This is a genomic window from Aquiflexum gelatinilyticum (genome assembly GCF_024813435.1).
Classification (GTDB): Bacteria; Bacteroidota; Bacteroidia; order Cytophagales; family Cyclobacteriaceae; genus Cognataquiflexum; species Cognataquiflexum gelatinilyticum.
The window spans coordinates 39192-55729 of the sequence record NZ_JANAEZ010000014.1; the positions used below are offsets into that span (position 1 = coordinate 39192).

At 42.3% G+C, this 16538-nt stretch carries 14 protein-coding genes; 2 read left to right on the forward strand and 12 right to left on the reverse strand.

The annotated features are described in order from the left end of the window. Positions 1-92: 92 nt before the first annotated feature. The 6 genes from NK987_RS21055 to NK987_RS21080 form a co-directional block, all read right to left on the reverse strand. Positions 93-1244, reverse strand: a complete 1152-nt coding sequence (locus NK987_RS21055; protein ID WP_258421504.1) for an aspartyl protease family protein — start codon at positions 1242-1244, stop codon at positions 93-95. A gap of 89 nt (positions 1245-1333) precedes the next feature. Continuing rightward, positions 1334-1843, reverse strand: a complete 510-nt coding sequence (locus NK987_RS21060; protein ID WP_258421505.1) for a threonine/serine exporter family protein — start codon at positions 1841-1843, stop codon at positions 1334-1336. Continuing rightward, on the reverse strand, positions 1840-2616 hold the full coding sequence (locus tag NK987_RS21065; RefSeq protein ID WP_259265458.1) for a threonine/serine exporter family protein: 777 nt from the start codon (positions 2614-2616) through the stop codon (positions 1840-1842). Before NK987_RS21065 ends, NK987_RS21060 begins: the two co-directional genes overlap by 4 nt. A gap of 222 nt (positions 2617-2838) precedes the next feature. Continuing rightward, the gene (locus NK987_RS21070) at positions 2839-3867 is read right to left on the reverse strand and encodes a serine hydrolase domain-containing protein (RefSeq protein ID WP_258421507.1); all 1029 of its coding nucleotides are present in this window, start codon (positions 3865-3867) and stop codon (positions 2839-2841) included. Between the two features lie 64 nt (positions 3868-3931). Further along, positions 3932-4297 carry a DUF1801 domain-containing protein gene (locus tag NK987_RS21075; RefSeq protein ID WP_259265459.1) on the reverse strand — a complete coding sequence of 122 codons (366 nt, stop codon included), beginning with the start codon at positions 4295-4297 and terminating at the stop codon, positions 3932-3934. Between the two features lie 120 nt (positions 4298-4417). Beyond that, entirely contained in the window at positions 4418-4975 is a 558-nt protein-coding gene (locus NK987_RS21080; protein WP_259265460.1) for a hypothetical protein, read from the reverse strand. 264 nt (positions 4976-5239) lie between these two features. Here NK987_RS21080 and NK987_RS21085 point away from each other — a divergent pair, with 264 nt between their 5' ends. Beyond that, positions 5240-6124, forward strand: coding sequence for an alpha/beta fold hydrolase (locus tag NK987_RS21085; protein ID WP_259265461.1), 885 nt, complete (start codon positions 5240-5242; stop codon positions 6122-6124). A gap of 72 nt (positions 6125-6196) precedes the next feature. Here NK987_RS21085 and NK987_RS21090 read toward each other — a convergent pair whose 3' ends face one another. The 6 genes from NK987_RS21090 to NK987_RS21115 form a co-directional block, all read right to left on the reverse strand. Further along, complete coding sequence (locus NK987_RS21090; protein WP_259265462.1) at positions 6197-7657, reverse strand: cellulase family glycosylhydrolase; 1461 nt, start codon at positions 7655-7657, stop codon at positions 6197-6199. Positions 7658-8407: 750 nt separating this feature from the next. Further along, on the reverse strand, positions 8408-8956 hold the full coding sequence (locus tag NK987_RS21095) for a DUF2911 domain-containing protein (protein WP_259265463.1): 549 nt from the start codon (positions 8954-8956) through the stop codon (positions 8408-8410). A 230-nt stretch (positions 8957-9186) separates the two neighbouring features. Beyond that, positions 9187-10053 carry a DUF808 domain-containing protein gene (locus tag NK987_RS21100; RefSeq protein WP_259265464.1) on the reverse strand — a complete coding sequence of 289 codons (867 nt, stop codon included), beginning with the start codon at positions 10051-10053 and terminating at the stop codon, positions 9187-9189. Positions 10054-10713: 660 nt separating this feature from the next. Next, on the reverse strand, positions 10714-11739 hold the full coding sequence (locus NK987_RS21105; protein ID WP_258421513.1) for a TlpA family protein disulfide reductase: 1026 nt from the start codon (positions 11737-11739) through the stop codon (positions 10714-10716). Positions 11740-12603: 864 nt separating this feature from the next. Then, entirely contained in the window at positions 12604-14904 is a 2301-nt protein-coding gene (locus NK987_RS21110) for an acyl-CoA dehydrogenase family protein (protein ID WP_259265465.1), read from the reverse strand. 75 nt (positions 14905-14979) lie between these two features. Continuing rightward, positions 14980-15147, reverse strand: a complete 168-nt coding sequence (locus NK987_RS21115) for a hypothetical protein (protein ID WP_259265466.1) — start codon at positions 15145-15147, stop codon at positions 14980-14982. A gap of 197 nt (positions 15148-15344) precedes the next feature. On the opposite strand from NK987_RS21115, the gene NK987_RS21120 reads away from it, so the two are divergent. Continuing rightward, entirely contained in the window at positions 15345-16334 is a 990-nt protein-coding gene (locus tag NK987_RS21120) for a Gfo/Idh/MocA family protein (RefSeq protein WP_259265467.1), read from the forward strand. Positions 16335-16538 lie beyond the last annotated feature (204 nt).

The window sequence follows — 16538 nt, forward strand, 5'->3', positions numbered from 1 at the left end:
CACAAGCTTGAGAATTCTTTTGTAAGTATTCCAATCGCCAGCAAGTTGTTGGCAAGTTGAGAAAGCAGCTTTATAGAAATTAGGGTTCTTTCCTATTTCAACCTTATCGGTTCAAAAACCAAAGAAGTGCCATCCAATTTGGTGATGGTCATGGATTTGGGTTTGTTGGTAAATGACCACCTCATAAAATCACAGGAATCCTCAAAATCTTCCGCCCTGCGGCCGTTCACAGAAAGGATTTCTTCTCCGATGCTGAGCATAATGTCTTCAGGGACTGCCCCGATGGATTTGCTCATGACGACGAGTTTTCCCTCTAGGTAATGCACCCCGACTTGGATCGGATCTTTGAACTTCACCGCTTTCCGCATGCGGAGGAGGTATTTCGATTCGGAATTGTTGATGACCAGGCTGCTGCCCAAAGTTTTGAAAAAACCAATGCCGAGTTTCGCCCCGGTAATAGGCTCAAAACTTATCGGGATTTTTTCAAAATAGTTTTCGCCGATTTGGAGACTGTCCACCAAGATCGTTCTTGTGCTGTCTGTTTGGATACTCAATGCCCCCATAGAACTGCTGATATCGGGATTACTGAGGCCGAGGCTGTCCTTCAGTGACAGGAAATCCTGAATGGAAGGGTTGTTGGCCGGAAAACTGAAAAAATGCGTATATCCTGTATCGATGAGGATGTTTTCAAATTCCTCCCCGGCAAACTTCACCGTAACATAAGGCCTCTTATTGAAAAAATAAACCGGAATGTCTGTCCATCCATTTTCGACTGGGAAAGGATTTTTCGAAAAACGGATCACCATGTTTTCAAAATCAATCTCCCAATTGAGCTGTGAAATGATGTCAGAGCCGAGCAGGTAATAATCCATGCAGTAGAGGTATGCCATGTCATTGACAAGACTCCGTACTTTGGGAAAGCTGACTCCGCCGATCCTGATTTCTTTTGTCAGTCCTGTCGGGACTTTGGCCACCTGCTTGTTGGAATCCCGCATTTTGATTTTTTTGCCTTTGACCTGCAGCCTTTCGGCCGGTTCGGCAAGGGAGTTTGCCAAGCCCATACTCGCACCGGTATCGAATGCAAAATCTGTGTCCACGCCGTTCATTTGGCCTTTGAATACGAGAAGACCGGCATCGATATGGAAAGGAAGGGTGTAAACAGAATCAGATTGGGTTCTGCATTCGGCGGTTTCTCCTGATTTTAAAATCAGCAGGGCAAAGAATACAATCAGGAATCGTTTCATAAATACCAAAATAGGGTTTTTTGAAAAGATAAATTGAAACAATATCAGAGTTTGGGTTTTTATCTTTTGCTTCTAGGAATAACAAAATATCACTTTTTCCTATTACCCAAAAATGGCACAAAATAATTCACCTTTTTCACACTCTCAATCCTAAAAAGCAACATGGGCAGAGTTACCCCCAAAGAAAGCGCGAGGATAATAAAAAAGGTCATTACCCCGTCATGGGCAGTTTTGGTCAGGACTTCCATTTCGTTATGGCTGACAAAAGAAATCAAACCCAAGATGGTCTGATAGGCAAATGATCCCGGAATAAGCGGGATGACCGAAGGAATACTGATCACAATTGGCGGCACATGCCTCCAATGGGATACAGGAATACTCGCAAAGCCCACCGCAGCAGCACCTGCCGCTGAAGCCATGATAATTCCCCCGCCGACATGAGGGAGAAGAACGGCAAACTTTAAAAATCCTGCCAAAGACCCACATAGAAAAATAGCAAATAATGCCCGTGCGGGGCTGTTGAACAAAATGGCAAATCCCACGGCAGCACATCCGCACCAAAAGGCCTTGAATATGATATCCATCCAGTCAGTCATCATAATACTTTAAAAATATAGAGTACTGTCGCCAGTCCGGCAGCAATGGAAAAAGCATGCAACATGGCATTGATACCGCGATCCACACCGTTGATGATATGGCCATCGATCAGGTCAATGATAGAATTGATCAGAAGTACTCCGGGAATTAAAAATAAAATACTGGTGGCAAAGGCATGATCCAGGTCGTTTTCTACCCCAATTTTCCAACAGATCCCAATGACTGCAGCAGCCACCACAGCACTGCCATAGGTGATCATAAAGGGATTGTATTTCTTGACGACCATTTCCTGCTTAAAGAAAAGACCGATGACGGTTGCCAAAAATGTAATGGCCATTTCCAGTGGATTTCCTCCAAATGTAAAGCAGAAGGCTGATCCCGCAATTCCAGTAAATAGTAAAATGACAGGCCTTTTGTAGGTAGGGATGTCAAAAACTTGGTTAATGATTTTTTCCGATTCCTCCAGGCTGATTTTTTTTTCCACCACATCCCAACTCAATTGGCTGATAACAGTTACAACCTTAAAGTTGGCGCCGGGTAAGGTAGCGATGCTCTTTGATCCTGAAAAGATATTCCCCCGGTTTTCCTGGTGAAGGGATATCGAAATGTTTCGGGTGCCAAGGTCTACGTTGGCTTCATAGCCATAGGCATTTGCAAACCTGGAAAGGTTGGTAATGACCCGGCTGCTTCCGGCACCTGATTTGATCAATGCGATCCCGGCCTGTAACAGGAGGTTTCCCAATCTTGCAGGTTCTTCTATGGTATGGCCTGTCATTACTAGCTTGGCGGTTTGATTTATTCCTGCAAATTACGGCTAAATAAGCATAGAAGCGGTCTGACCTCCTCCAAAAAGTTTATTTTTCAAAATCCCATTTCACTTGCCTTTTTGCATAAAGATGTCTTCCAATGCTTCTGGAGGAAGTTTACAATCCTCCCATACATTTTTTACCTAGCCTTCAAAAGTCCAAAGCCTGTTTGAAAATCATCTTGATGCGGCTTACTTTTTTAAGATCTTGATGATTCGGCCATAAATGATTTCTGCCAAACTCCAGTCATATCCATCGAAGTTGCTGGTATTATTAAACTGAATGACAACTGCATCAATGTCTTTATGGTACTTGGCAATACTCTGATAGCCGGGAAGTAAACCGGTATGTTCATACACATAGATAGAGGAATAGATTTCCTTTTCTCCTTCCTTAAACACCGACCCATCGTTCAATGCTCTCAAGAATATCCCCACGTCCTCTGCCGTTGCCAGCATTAAGCCTGTATCCTCATTCTTAAAATCTTTATCAATGCCAAAATAATAGCCGCTCATTACATCCTTTATATTTACTTCACTGAGTGATCCGAAAGTATTTTTCAGCCCAAGAGGTATCAATATTTGCTCCTTTATATATTGCTGATGCGGATAACCTAACAATGTATCCATGAGGTTCTCAATCAACATATAATTGGTATTTGAATAACCGTAATCTTCATCCGGTTTGAAGTCAGCAGGTAAATCCAGTCCGTAACCAAGTGTTTCTTGTCGGTTTTTTGGCGGATTTGTCCAATAATCAGGATGGTCTACAAAATTGGGAATGCCACTTCGGTGTTGGAGCATCATCCTCAAGGTTATTTTGTCTGAATATTCAATTCTTTCAGCCAATTCCGGAAAGTATCCAGCGAGTGTTTTATCTAAAGACAAGCGCCCTTCTTTAACTAGTTTTGCGGTAGCGACCGCTACATACAATTTGGTGATACTGGCTATTTGGAACAATGCCTGGGGGTAAGCAGGTATTTTCTTTTTTCGGTCATGCCAGCCGGCAGCATAAAGCTCCGGTTGTTTTCCCTTTTGGTCTACATAGACAATCATTCCATCAAATCCATAGCCAATGGCCTCATCCATTTGTCCCTGTATCGTATCAGGGAGAGGTAAAATCCAAGCTTTTACAAGAACCCATGGCACGAAGTAAAGGGAGCCAATGCTTGCGAGGATAAATAAAATTCTGAGTGTTTGCTTGATATGTTGTTTTGTCATTAAACTATTTTTTGGAGCGGAAGCAGTACAATAAAAACACCTCCTTACAGCTACATTAATTCCGTCAAACTTTGATCTTTCCGGTTCGGTAGAGATCCAAAGCCTCATTAAGTAGTCCCTTCACTTCATCGACAGGAATATCCAAATTGGAATCAATCCTAAATATCTTCATCCTGCTTCGGTTACCTTTCTCCAGACCAGGATGCTGCAGGTGTCTTCCTTCCACCATCAAGAGGTAGGGTTCTCCTGATTTCTTTTCAGTCCAAAGGTAGCAAAACATCTTTTTCTTGTAGCAAAAGCAAGGCATACCATACTTTACTGTTTCTGTCACCAGATCATCCTGGGCAAGGACAATATCCCGCAAGGCGAGCAGACAACCCTTCACTGGTTCAGGTTTTTTATGGTAAAAATCTTGAAGTTGGTGGTTCATTGGGGATTTCTAGATAAGATTTACAATTACAAACCTAAACTTCCAGTCAAAACTTAATAACCTTGACCAATAGGGTTTTAAATCCAAATTAAAGCTTTTATCAGGATTGGGTGGATTCATTTACTTTCCTATGGCTAATTTTCTGACTTTATGAACTAAAAACAAAATCGCAGGCCTAATTCCCAAATAAATCACGGCACCTATCAAAGCCAAAATGGTTCCGATGCCTGTCGGTAGAATAGCACCAAAGGTATATGTCATCCCAATCACAAACCCAAGCAGACACTCCGCCCGATAGGTGGGATAAAAAAGGGAAATTCCAAAAATCCCTATCAACAAATAACCGGGTACCTCTTCATTGCCAAAACTGAAAAATGTAGCCAAAGTGATCCCGTAGAGCAATGCAGCAACAAAACCGATAATGACACTTTCTGGGATTTTGGTCTTGACAGCATTTACGCCCAAAGACTTTTCTAACCTTTTTTCTACCCGATAGGACAAAAACAAAGTCAAAAGCGGAAGCAAAATCCCACCCCACCAATTGGAGATTTCGGGCAAATCTTCCCTTGCCAAAATATGGTGGCTTGGAACGCCGCCGTGAAAATGATTCCAAAGTAACAATGACCAAATGGCAAAAGTGATAATAGTGGTTAAGTAGAGGCGTTTTTTCAGAAACATGGATTTGTGGAAATATTGTTTTAAAAATACCGCTTATTTTTTTGTTTCAACCTCTTCCCAAATTCCTTTCACAAAAGACTGACAATTGGATATCCTTTTCAAAGGTGAGAATTGTACAAGGCTCATAAAAAGTTGTGTAACATATCTCAGTCCTGCAAAATTTAGCTTTGCAATAGGAAGATTACTGATGGGTTTCATTCACAATTTTTCCCAAAACAGATTCAATTCACTAAAATAAAGACAATACGCGCTGAATAAACCAAAATGAAAAACGAAAAAATAGGATCCGATTTGACCATCTCTGTAAGCAATTTCCATATGTCCTATGATGAAATGGGAGAAAGTATCATTCCGGTCATCTTCTTGCATGGCTTTCCATTTGACAAGACAATGTGGGCCGATCAACTTGAATTTTTGAAATCTTCCTATAGGGTGATTGCGGTTGATATCCGTGGATTTGGGCAGTCGGTTGATGAGGAATCAGAGTTGAGCATAGAAATGTTCGCAGATGATCTGATCGCCTTGATGGACGCTTTATACATTGAAAAAGCAGTAGTCTGTGGCCTTTCTATGGGAGGGTTTATCACTTTGAATGCCCACCAAAGATTTCCTGAGAGATTTGAGGCATTGATTCTATGCGATACCCAATGCATTGCTGATACCCCAGAGGTCAAGGAAAAACGGCTAAATACCATTCTTGATATTGAGGCTGAAGGAGTGGAAAAGTTCAATGAAAAATTTATCCAAAATGTATTTCACAAAGATTCTTTAAAAAGCAAAAAGGATCTAGTAGAAAATTTGAGTAAAGTGGTTTATGCAAATTCCCCCCAAATTATCCGCCAAGGCTTATTGGCACTTGCCGGTCGCACAGAAACCTGCAGCACATTGGCATCGGTTAAAGTTCCAACATTGATCATCTGCGGTCGGGAAGATGCAGTCACCCCACTTAGCGAATCTGAAAAGATGCATAAAAGCATTAAGGACTCTATCCTAAAGGTGATCGATAAAGCAGGCCATGTTTCCAATTTGGAGCAACCAAAGGAATTCAACAAATACCTCGAAGAATTTTTGGGGACATTGAAAGGCTTAGACCTTCAGGGAAAAAGTGAAAGCCAAAAGGATGTCAAAAAGATTACCTTGACGAAATAGACCAAAGTTCTATCTAAGAAATCCGGACAGGATCCATTGATGTATTTACCTTCCACCAATCTTTATAAATTATTAATCTTTAGCACCCTCGATCAAAGCATTGAGCGCCTGTTGGTCAAAAACGGTATTGGTTCTTCGGTCAAAAAGTCCTGAACCATTGTTGCCTGTTCCTCCTGCATCCCAGTAGAAAGGAATGATTCCGTTTACGATGGCTTGCTGGGTGACGTATTTGAGGTAAAATGCCCTAGAAGCCAAGTGGAGTTCTAGGTCTGCCCCAGTCAGGATAAGCCTTCTGCTGACTGCATATTCGCCTAGTATCACAGGGATTCCCTTGTCCACGAACTTGGTTTTCATTAGCCCCATCATGCTGTCAACAGTAGCTTCTTCGCCCCAGGTTGCATTGCGTGTAGGGTCCGTCAGGGAATGGAAATCTTTTCCCCAATAGTAAAACATATTACCCCAATCAGCATCTGTTTCCATCAAAGTGAACTGATATGGGGTATAAAAGTGGACTTCTGCCATCATCCTGTTTGGTATTTTGTCCACAGGCAAAGAAGTCATCAAGGCATTCGTTTTTTCGATATCGGTGGAGGGTCCCTGCACAACTAGTACCCGATAGCTGTTCCTACCTCCGGTAGACCTTACAGCATCCACAAAAGTCTGAAGGTAAGAGTCGAGTACTGCCATCTCTGTGGCGTTATCGACATTGGGTTCATTGGTAGCTGCAAACATCAGGTGTTCATCAAAATCCCGTAAATGCGTAGCTATCTGTTCCCAAAAGGCTTTTTGTTTGGCATTGTTTTCAGCCTGCTTGGCGGGAGTGACATTGTTTTCCAGCCAACCTCCATCCCAATGGATATTCAGAACGACATACATACCTTCGTCAATACTGTATTGAACCACTTGTTTAACCCGATCCAGCCATTCAGGTTTAATTTTGACAGTGGCACTGTTTTCCAAATATTGGTTCCAAGAGCAGGGGATCCGGATAGCGTTGAAGCCGTTTTGCTTGACCAATCGGATCAGTTCCGGTGTAACGAGTGGATTGCCCCAGGCTGTTTCGCTTCCGCTGGCTTCCAATGAATTACCGATATTCCAACCCAACTTGATTTTGGCAGCCAATTCAATAGCGGTACTCGGCATCCCGCTCGCATCTGGTGGGATAGGGGAGCTGTTGTAACTTGGATAGAGTTGCCCTTTCTGGCTTATTTTGATTTCTTTAGGCGCTGCATTTCCTGCTCTCAGGGTCAGATTTCCTCTTCTGATGACATTGTCCGGATTGGTCAAAGCGGTAACTTCAATGGTAGAGGTTCCATGCGTACCGGTACTTTTACTCAGCTGAATCCATGGTAGGTTTGATGTTATTTCCCATGAATCCGCATTGGTAATGATGTAAAAATCTGCTGTGCCGCCCTCTTCGGTGAATTCAATTTTATCTTTTGAAACAGATACCGAGATCAGGTCCTCTTTTTCACACCCGCTAAAAACAAAAAAAGTAAACACCAAATTCAATCTTACTAAAAGCCGCATCATCAAAGCAATAGGTATGGTTTTATAGAAAATAGGTTTGTCTGAAAAATTATCCTGGAATTGAAATTCAATATCGAATTTTCAAAGTGTAGAATGAATTTATGAAAAAGATTTAGGTTTCAGCAAGGCTGCAAAGTAAATAGGCATTCCTGCAAAGTTTTTAACGCAGAGACGTAAAAGAGGCAGAGTTTCTTTTCTCTTTTTTTCTCGGCGTACTCTGTGAACTCCGTGGTAATTTATTTTTACCGCAAGGGAAAAGAAGGTTCCGCAATGGACGCAAAGGGAGAATCGTCGAGAATAATTATTTACCACAGAGCGCACTGAGGGCACAGAGACCGCGCGGTTATTAATTCATCTTGGTTAAAGCCCTGAAAGGACGGAATAACAAAGGGATGGGTGCAGCCCATCCTTAAGGTTTGGGCGGATTCTCAGGAGCCCTGAAGGGGCGGAACAATTCCTTCAACCAGTTTCTCCCTTGCAGGGTCGATGGGATTTTACTTCATAGGAAAAAGAAGGAGTATCAGTGGGAATAATTTACCACAGAGCGCACTGAGGGCGCAGAGATCGCATTCATATTGAATTCTGAATTCATCATCCTTCATCCCTTTTCCTTCATCCTTTCTAATTTCTCTTTTTTTTCTCCCCGTCTCTGCGTGAGAGATATTTTTTCCCCGCATCACAAAAAAAAAGACCTGTCTGATTTAGAAGAAGCAGACAGGTCTTGTAATATATTATATTTTCTATTTACATCCCTTAGTTAGGGACAACCGGTATCATGAGTTGGACATTGCTCCATTCGAAATAAACAACAGCGCCTCCGGACCCTTCTTCAATCCGTGTGGTAAATTGCTCCACAGGCACCACAGGTCGGGTTACGGGCACTTCGGTGACGAATACGTTTTTGCTAAAATCAGGCTCCCAAGCACCCCATTGTCCGGTTTCTGTGTTGACACCGATCTGAAATGAATCTGCGCCGGGGATGGCATACAGGCTGTAACTTCCTGCTTTTAATGGCATACCGTTGAAAGTCACATCTTGGCTTACAGTGATGGTGGTAGCCTCATTTGCGCCTAAGCGCCAATAGCTTCCATACGGCTGAAGGGCGCCCTCATCTTCCGATCCAAAAATTACACGGCCTCTAACCGAAGGACGGCTATAACTGATTTCCACATGAAGTCCATTGACATCAAGATGTGCCGTGTCGGGCGGGCTCATGGATCGGTTACGGTTGTTCAGATAAATAAATGCCACGGCCAGCAACAAAGCCAATATGCCTACACCGATAAGAATCTTTTTTAACATGTGGATTTTGTGTTTTGAGTAAGATAGAAAAGTAGGGAAAATTGGGCGAAATGGCAAAGAGGACTTGCAAGTTCCATCTACCAATTGCCACCTAGGTATAGTTTAGCCATTGATGGTGGTCTGGGTGGGATTTACCCTTTTCGCTAAGTGCTTTGAATTCTTTTAATATTGCTTCAAATCTTGCAACTGTCAAGCTGTTTTCAAGTGTTGAAATTTGGGCTTTTGAACACCTATTTTTTAAACAGCAAAATAATTTTTTTAACAATTGCTATTGAAACCAAAGCAATTATCCCACCCACTATGCCTAGTACAAATTCTTTAAGCATGGTTGGCCAATTGGGTAATATGTGGTGTAAAAATTCAATATTATGCGCAAATATCCCACCCGACACAAGTAATAATGCTATGGTTCCTACGACAGCTAATATCCTGATAACGATCGGTAGGGATTTTACCAAAAGCAAGCCTACTGCATTGAATAGACCTTTATTATTGGATCCTTTTATCAGGCTATATCCAAAATCATCCATTCTGACAATCAGCGCTACTATGCCATATACACCAACAGTAGCTAAGATAGAAACAACCGACAAGGTTAAAATCTGTACACTTAGACTTTTGTCTAAAACCGTACTTAAAGCAATGATTACAATTTCAACAGAAAGAATAAAGTCGGTGGTTATGGCTGATTTTATCTTCACTTTTTCCAAATCAGGGTCTTGTTTAAGGACCTCAACTGTCAGTTTCTTTTCCGGCTTTTTTTTATGAAAAAAGTATTCTGCAATTTTTTCTACACCTTCAAAAGCAAGATAAAAACCTCCTATGATGAGTATTACTATGATGGCAGAAGGTAAAAATACATTCAGCAATATTGTTACCGGAACAATAATTAACTTGTTAATAAATGAGCCTTTTGTAATAGCCCACAAAACAGGAATTTCTCTGTTGGATACAAAGCCCGTTGATTTTTCGGCATTGACGGCCAAATCATCACCAAGTATTCCTGCTGTTTTTTTTGTAGCGATTTTAGCGGTGACAGCAACGTCATCCATCAAAGCAGCGATGTCGTCTAATATTGCAAAAAATCCTGAAGCCATATGGGGGTTAAATATATTTTGGTGGCAAAGTAAAAAATTCTTGTTAATTAATCGGGTATGTTTTCTAAGTTAAATGTGTGTCAATTTTTCGTGTCGACTGTACCATTTGCTTCAAGGTCAGAATATGAATAAAGTCACTGCTGGTTTTTAGGTCACTTCTTTTACAATCCCTTTGAAACTAGAAAATTTTTTGTATTTGGTTTCAGACGACCATCATATTTCTAAGACCCAAATAGGTGTAGTTTAGCGATTGATAGTGGACTGGGTGGAATTACATGCCGATACCTATCGGCATGTAATTCCAACCCTTTATCCTTTACATCCACGATAGCCATAGGGAAGCAATTGGACTTTTCAACCAAACACCCAAACGAAAGATAATTCATGGCAAATTGAATTACATCCCGACAGCTGTACAGGATCTACTAAATAAAGAGGTAGGGGCGAGCGTAAAGAATAGCTTTGAGGAAGTTATTTAGCGAGAAGCCAGAATGCAGGGCAGGCAATCTACATCTAGAGGTTAATCCTATCTACACCCAGAGGGGTATTGTTAGATTTCGTTCTTCATAGTTATCAAGTCGTTTCTGAATTTCAGTCGGGTTATTTTTAAGTCATCAAGCTGTTCCCTTTCTTAAGTTTTTTGTCTACAAGTCTCGACTTCTAGATGCCCAAATACTTTTCTATATCCGAAAACCCATTTGATCTATATAGGATGAATCCTTTGCTGTCCAATATTAGGTAAGTAGGATAAACATCTATCATCATTTTAGTCCGCATTCTGTTTTCATGTTCATCTACTTCTCTATAATTCTTCCATGGATACTGCTTTTCATTTAAAAAGCCTTTCCACTGCTCCTGATCCCTGTCTATCGATATGCCTATTATCTCTACATTTTTGTCATTTAATGAGTTAAGCTTTTTTATTATTGATTTATGGTCTTGGATACATGGTGCGCACCCAATAAACCAAAAATCGATTAGATATCTCTTGTTTTCAGAAAGACTTATAGATGTAAGTGTATTGTCTTTGTCAAAAAATTTATATTTTGAAAAGTCAATCTCGGTAACCGATAAAATATTCTCAAGTTTTCGATATGGATTAAGTAAATGATTTTTGATCAAATCATTTTGGATTGATAGGACTGTAAATAGCTTTTTCAGTTCATTTGCATTACTGATATTTCTAATCATGAAGTTTTGAGCGATTTCAATAGAAAACGGACTATTGATTTCCTTTTTTAATTCGGCAATTAAAAAATTATTTATAAAAGTTGAATCAGGCTTATCAGTCAATAAGTCCTCATATTTTTGTCGAAAATCAAGCGATTTGTAATATAAGTCTGAACCAATAACCGTATCGACTTGTATTTTTATTTTATCAAAGACTTTACCTTTTATTATTAAGTTCTCACCATTTAACCAAACCTGAACCATTCTATGGTCATTTCCGACAAAGAAATTAATAGCATATAGGTCATTGATACTGTCATTTAAGTTTACATTAATATTATCGGAATATTTGAATGTATGGAACTCCCTGTCTTGAGTAATATTAGTTAATAGAATGCTGTCTACTTTTATGTCAGAGTCGAAATAAAGAGTTAAATCTGCCGATGTTGTTTCTTGTTTGTCGAAATGGCAACCCGTCAAGGAGGCAAATAAAATAATGAAGAATAAATATTTCATATCTTTTTTTGGTTTATCGACCTATCCACGGAGCCAGTCCAATTACTGCTAACGATTGTATGTCAACAATAGTAAAGTTATATTCCAATTATTTAAACATAGTATTTTTTAGTTAAATATCCAATTCATTCTTCAGCTTATTGATTTAGATTTTTTCTTTAAATCTGAATAAACAACAATGGATATAACCAAAATGAACCATAAAATCATCAAAATCGGAAAATAGCCAATCACATAATAGGTGTCATAAATCTGGATGTCGATGCTCCTGTCGGTCGTAAAAATCCCAATTACAAAAAGTAGAATTGTAAGTATTAGAAATAATAGGCCGGGTTTGGATTTCATATTTTTGATTGAAAGAATGGCAGGTAGCTGTGATGTATCGGCTAAATCTAACCCGTTTTCCCTAATGGTTCTCCTGCCTTTCCCCTAGACTTCTCCTTACCCCTAGTATACTTTCTCCTACTGATACTCCGTGTCTGTCCTAGGGATACTCCGTGTCATAGCTAAGGATACTCCGTGTCTGCCTTACCCTTGAGCTACTCTTGGGCCGCACGTCAACCTGAGTAAAGCGAAGTGTCTCACGTAAAGTAAATGAGATCCTTCAGTCGTACCTCCTTCAGGATGACGGCTCCAGCAATTCATAATTATGAATTCAGAATTCAGCATTAACTTTTTCTCTCGCTTCTCGCCTCTCGTTTCTCGCTTCTTTTTCCCAACAAAGAGATTCTTCACCTCCGCAAGCTCCGGTTCAGAATGACGGCTCCAGCAATTTATAATTATGAATTCAGAATTCAGCATTAACTTTTTCTCTCGCTTCTCGTCTCTCGTTTCTCGCTTCTCGTCTCTCGTCTCTCGTTTCTTTTAAATTGATTTTACTGCAATAGGAGCACTTATGCAGCTTTCCGGTATCCCAAAAGCATCTGTCAAAGCCAAGGCATTTTTCCTCACTTCCCAACAAAGTTGATTGACTTCCTTGCGGATGGCTTTGGATTTGACGCCTTCCATATAGCCCTGCTCGAGGTACCAAGCGCTGTTTTTCTCGATGGTGTGGAGGGCATAAAGTTGGCAGAGTTGGGCTATGGCCATTTGGCAGCTTTCGTCCTCGGTTTCATTCACCTGCTTTTGGAACTGCTCCAAAACAATCCTTTCGATATAGGCCTGTGCTACATTGACGAGGTGGTGCTGTGCGACATTGAAGGCATCAAAGGAATCCATGCCCTGCTCGATGTGCCGTTTGAGCCTTTGGGCAGCACTGCTGAGGATGGAATTTTCCCGATACCGGAAGGCGTTGAGGTGGAATTCAAAATCCAAGAGGTGTTCCGTGGCGGTACTCCGGACGATGATGGGGTTTTTCTCTGTGAAAGAAGTGCGGGCTTGGCTGACCACAAAATTGAAAATGGTGGAAATGTTCATGTCTCCAAATTCCCGCCTGAATTCCGTCAGCCTGTTTTTGGCTACTAACTGCATCAGGACGGTGTTGTCGCCCTCGAAGGTGGTATAGACATCGGTGTCATTTTTCAGGGCATCGATCCGGTTTTCGGAGAGATACCCTTTGCCGCCACATGCTTCCCTACATTCCTGCAAAGTGGCCGTGGCAAACCAAGTAGCATAGGATTTCAGGCCTGCCGCCAAAGCTTCGATTTCCATGGCTTCTGCTTCGGTCCGGTCGAGGAACCTTTGGGTAAGGTATTTCAAAGCGAAATGGATGGCATAGGCTTCTGCCAAGGGCGGCATCAGTCTCCTTTGGTGCATGCGGTAGTTGAGGATCGGGATTTCTTCCCCTCCTTCCGGCCCAAACTGTTTCCTGTTTTCTCCATGCCGGATGGCGATAGTCAGCCCTGTTTTGGTGGCGGAGATGGCCGATCTCGGGATCCCGATCCGGCCACCGACAAGTGTTCCCAACATGGTAAAAAACCTCCGGTTGTCCGAACTGATGGAACTTTCAAATTCACCTTCTTCACTGACCGAAGCGTATTTGTCGAGCATGTTTTCTTTTGGGATGACTACTTGGTCAAAATAAATAACGCCGTTGTCAACCCCGTTGAGTCCCATCTTTCTGCCACAGTCTTCTATCCGGACACCCGGAATCATCTTGCCATCTGTAGTCCTGAGTGGTACAATAAAAGCATTGACCCCATAATCTTCTCCATCTATGATCAGCTTTGCAAAGACAGTTGCCATTTGTCCGTGCAGGGCTGCGTTGCCGATATACTCCTTTCTCGCATCCGGATTTGGCGTATGGATGGTAAAGGTTTTGTTTTTGTGATCGTAGGTGGCGGTGGTTTCCAAGCCACGGACATTGGAACCGTGACCTGTTTCGGTCATGGCAAAGCAACCGGGAAGCTTCAGACTTCCGATGTCTTTGAGGTAGTTGCGGTGGTGTTTTCCTGTTCCCAAAAAGTAAACACTCATGCCCCAAAGCCCAAACTGCACCCCAAACTTGATTACCATGCTGAGGTCATGGTAGCTGAGCGTTTCCATGATGGTGAAGTAACCTTCCATGTCGTTTTTGCCTCCGGCATAGTCGGGAAATGCCCAGGCTCCAAAACCGTGTTTGCTGAGCTCCTGACACCAAGTCAAAACTTGTTCCCTTTGCTCAGTCAGTGAATCATATTCCCGGTACGCAAATGAAGGTTGGGAGATCACCTGCTTTACTTTTTGGATCAGTTCAGCCTGATTGCCATCGAGCAGCGCAGCCATTTTGGCGATATCAAAGTTGCTTTCCTTTTTGTATTCGGTTGAAATGGTTTCATGCCCGGATTTGAAGTTGTATTTTGCTTCCTTGCTCAAGAGCCCAAGTGAAAGTTCAGTTTGATGAAATTCCTCCTGCAGACTTTCTTTAAATGATATCGGTTCATCTCCGGCATGTTGTTGCGCCAATGATTTCCCGATTTCATACAGGTCGGTCAGGCCTTCGAGTTCCAGCTTTTGGATGATGGCTTTCCAGGATTTCAGTTCCTTGGGCTTTGGTGGTTTTGAAGGCTCGAGGTGGGACTGCAGCCAGTCTTTTTCTTCTGAACTTACCCAAGGCTGCTTTTCGATGAGTTGCTGCATGCCTTCCGCTTCAGTTGTGGTGAGTTCGCTGTCCGCCCACAGGCTATAATAGAGCGGAAGAAAAATGTAAAGTTTTGGGTTTTTGTTGAGTTTATCAGATCGGAGCATGTTGTTGCGTTTGGTCAGTATTTCAATTTAACGATCCTTTTTTTAAAAAGTGGTTATTTGTTATTGGGTTATAGGTTAATTGGTTATTTGTTTAACTGACACCACCACCCAACCTCCCGACTTCCCTCCCGAGAATGTATAAAATCTTGCCTTGTCACCTTCCTGCATACCATATGGAGGAGTCCCAAAATCACTTCTGTTTACAAGTCTTTCTTTGCGTCTCAGCGTCTTTGCGAGACTCATTTTCTTAGATTTCTCTCTGCGTTCGAAATGACAAGGATAGGCTTATCCTGTTTCTTGATTTCGGTCATTCCTTAACTCTTGGTACATAGTACTTAGTACTTGGTACCTCCCAACTTCCAAACCTCCCACTTCCTATCCTCCTGACTTCCCACCTTCCAAACTTCCAGCCTTCCCACTTTTTCCCTACTTTTAACACCATGAAAAAGATCCAAGACCAGGAAGTCCGTTGGGGGGTGTTGGGTGTCGGCAATGTCTGCGAAGTCAAGTCCGCACCGGCCATGAAGCATATTTCCCACAGCAAACTCGTAGCCGTCATGCGACGTGATGAGGCAAAGGTAAAGGACTATGCACTCCGTCATGGCGTTCCCAAGTGGTATACATCGGCTGAGGAATTGGTCCACGACCCGGAAGTCAATGCGGTCTACATTGCTACCCCGCCACACATGCACCTGCCGCTGACAAGGTTGGTGGCTGCTGCCGGCAAACCTGTCTATGTCGAAAAACCCATGGCTAGGACCTATGCAGAGTGCAGGGAAATGATCGCCATCTGTGAGGAAGCCGGAGTTCCGCTGTATGTGGCCTATTACAGAAGGGCATTGCCGCATTTTTTGAAGATCAAGGAGCTCATGGAATCCGGTGCCATCGGCGCAATCAGAACAGTCCACATCAACCTGAAGCAGGTACTCAAGCCTGATGTGGTCGTACACCTGGAAAACAACTGGCGCATCAATCCGGAAATTGCAGGTGGGGGGTATTTCTTTGACCTTGCTTCACATCAGCTGGATTTGCTGGATTTCTTTTTTGGACCTGTGATCAAGGCAAGCGGTTTTTCCTCCAACCAAGCCAAAGCTTATAATGCAGAGGATATTGTGACAGGAAGTTTTGTCTTTGAAAACGGCGTCTTGGGATCAGGAAATTGGTGTTTTACTACCTCCAAGACAGCGGAGATCGATGAGATAATCATTTATGGCAGCAAGGGGCTGATCCGTTTTGAGACCTTTGGAAAAGGGGAATTTACCTTGGAATCAGACCAGGAGGATCCAATCCATTACCATGTCGACCTGCCCAAGCATATCCAACAGCCACTGATCAAAACCATTGTGGAGGACTTATTGGGAACAGGGACTTGTCCAAGTACCGGCCGCACAGCCGCAAGGACCAATTGGGTGATGGGGGAGATGGTTTAGGCGGAATCAGGAGGCAGTGTTCAGTATTCAGTAGGCAGTGTTCAGTAGGAAGTCCCAGTATAGTAAGCAGTGGGAAGTGTTCAGTATTCTGAAAGAAGTCATCAGTCCGGGAGTGTTCATTAAACTGTGTCATTTCCTTCAAACCGTTCATCAAAGTAAGCAATTAGGTCTTTTCGTATGGAAGGCCAAGCGAATATTGAACCG

Excerpts from the sequence above, each read along its gene's own strand:
- NK987_RS21055 (WP_258421504.1), bottom strand. The coding sequence starts at position 1,244 with ATGAAACGATTCCTGATTGTATTCTTTGCCCTGCTGATTTTAAAATCA.
- NK987_RS21060 (WP_258421505.1), bottom strand. The coding sequence starts at position 1,843 with ATGATGACTGACTGGATGGATATCATATTCAAGGCCTTTTGGTGCGGA.
- NK987_RS21065 (WP_259265458.1), bottom strand. The coding sequence starts at position 2,616 with ATGACAGGCCATACCATAGAAGAACCTGCAAGATTGGGAAACCTCCTG.
- NK987_RS21070 (WP_258421507.1), bottom strand. The coding sequence starts at position 3,867 with ATGACAAAACAACATATCAAGCAAACACTCAGAATTTTATTTATCCTC.
- NK987_RS21075 (WP_259265459.1), bottom strand. The coding sequence starts at position 4,297 with ATGAACCACCAACTTCAAGATTTTTACCATAAAAAACCTGAACCAGTG.
- NK987_RS21080 (WP_259265460.1), bottom strand. The coding sequence starts at position 4,975 with ATGTTTCTGAAAAAACGCCTCTACTTAACCACTATTATCACTTTTGCC.
- NK987_RS21085 (WP_259265461.1), top strand. The coding sequence starts at position 5,240 with ATGAAAAACGAAAAAATAGGATCCGATTTGACCATCTCTGTAAGCAAT.
- NK987_RS21090 (WP_259265462.1), bottom strand. The coding sequence starts at position 7,657 with ATGATGCGGCTTTTAGTAAGATTGAATTTGGTGTTTACTTTTTTTGTT.
- NK987_RS21095 (WP_259265463.1), bottom strand. The coding sequence starts at position 8,956 with ATGTTAAAAAAGATTCTTATCGGTGTAGGCATATTGGCTTTGTTGCTG.
- NK987_RS21100 (WP_259265464.1), bottom strand. The coding sequence starts at position 10,053 with ATGGCTTCAGGATTTTTTGCAATATTAGACGACATCGCTGCTTTGATG.
- NK987_RS21105 (WP_258421513.1), bottom strand. The coding sequence starts at position 11,739 with ATGAAATATTTATTCTTCATTATTTTATTTGCCTCCTTGACGGGTTGC.
- NK987_RS21110 (WP_259265465.1), bottom strand. The coding sequence starts at position 14,904 with ATGCTCCGATCTGATAAACTCAACAAAAACCCAAAACTTTACATTTTT.
- NK987_RS21115 (WP_259265466.1), bottom strand. The coding sequence starts at position 15,147 with ATGAGTCTCGCAAAGACGCTGAGACGCAAAGAAAGACTTGTAAACAGA.
- NK987_RS21120 (WP_259265467.1), top strand. The coding sequence starts at position 15,345 with ATGAAAAAGATCCAAGACCAGGAAGTCCGTTGGGGGGTGTTGGGTGTC.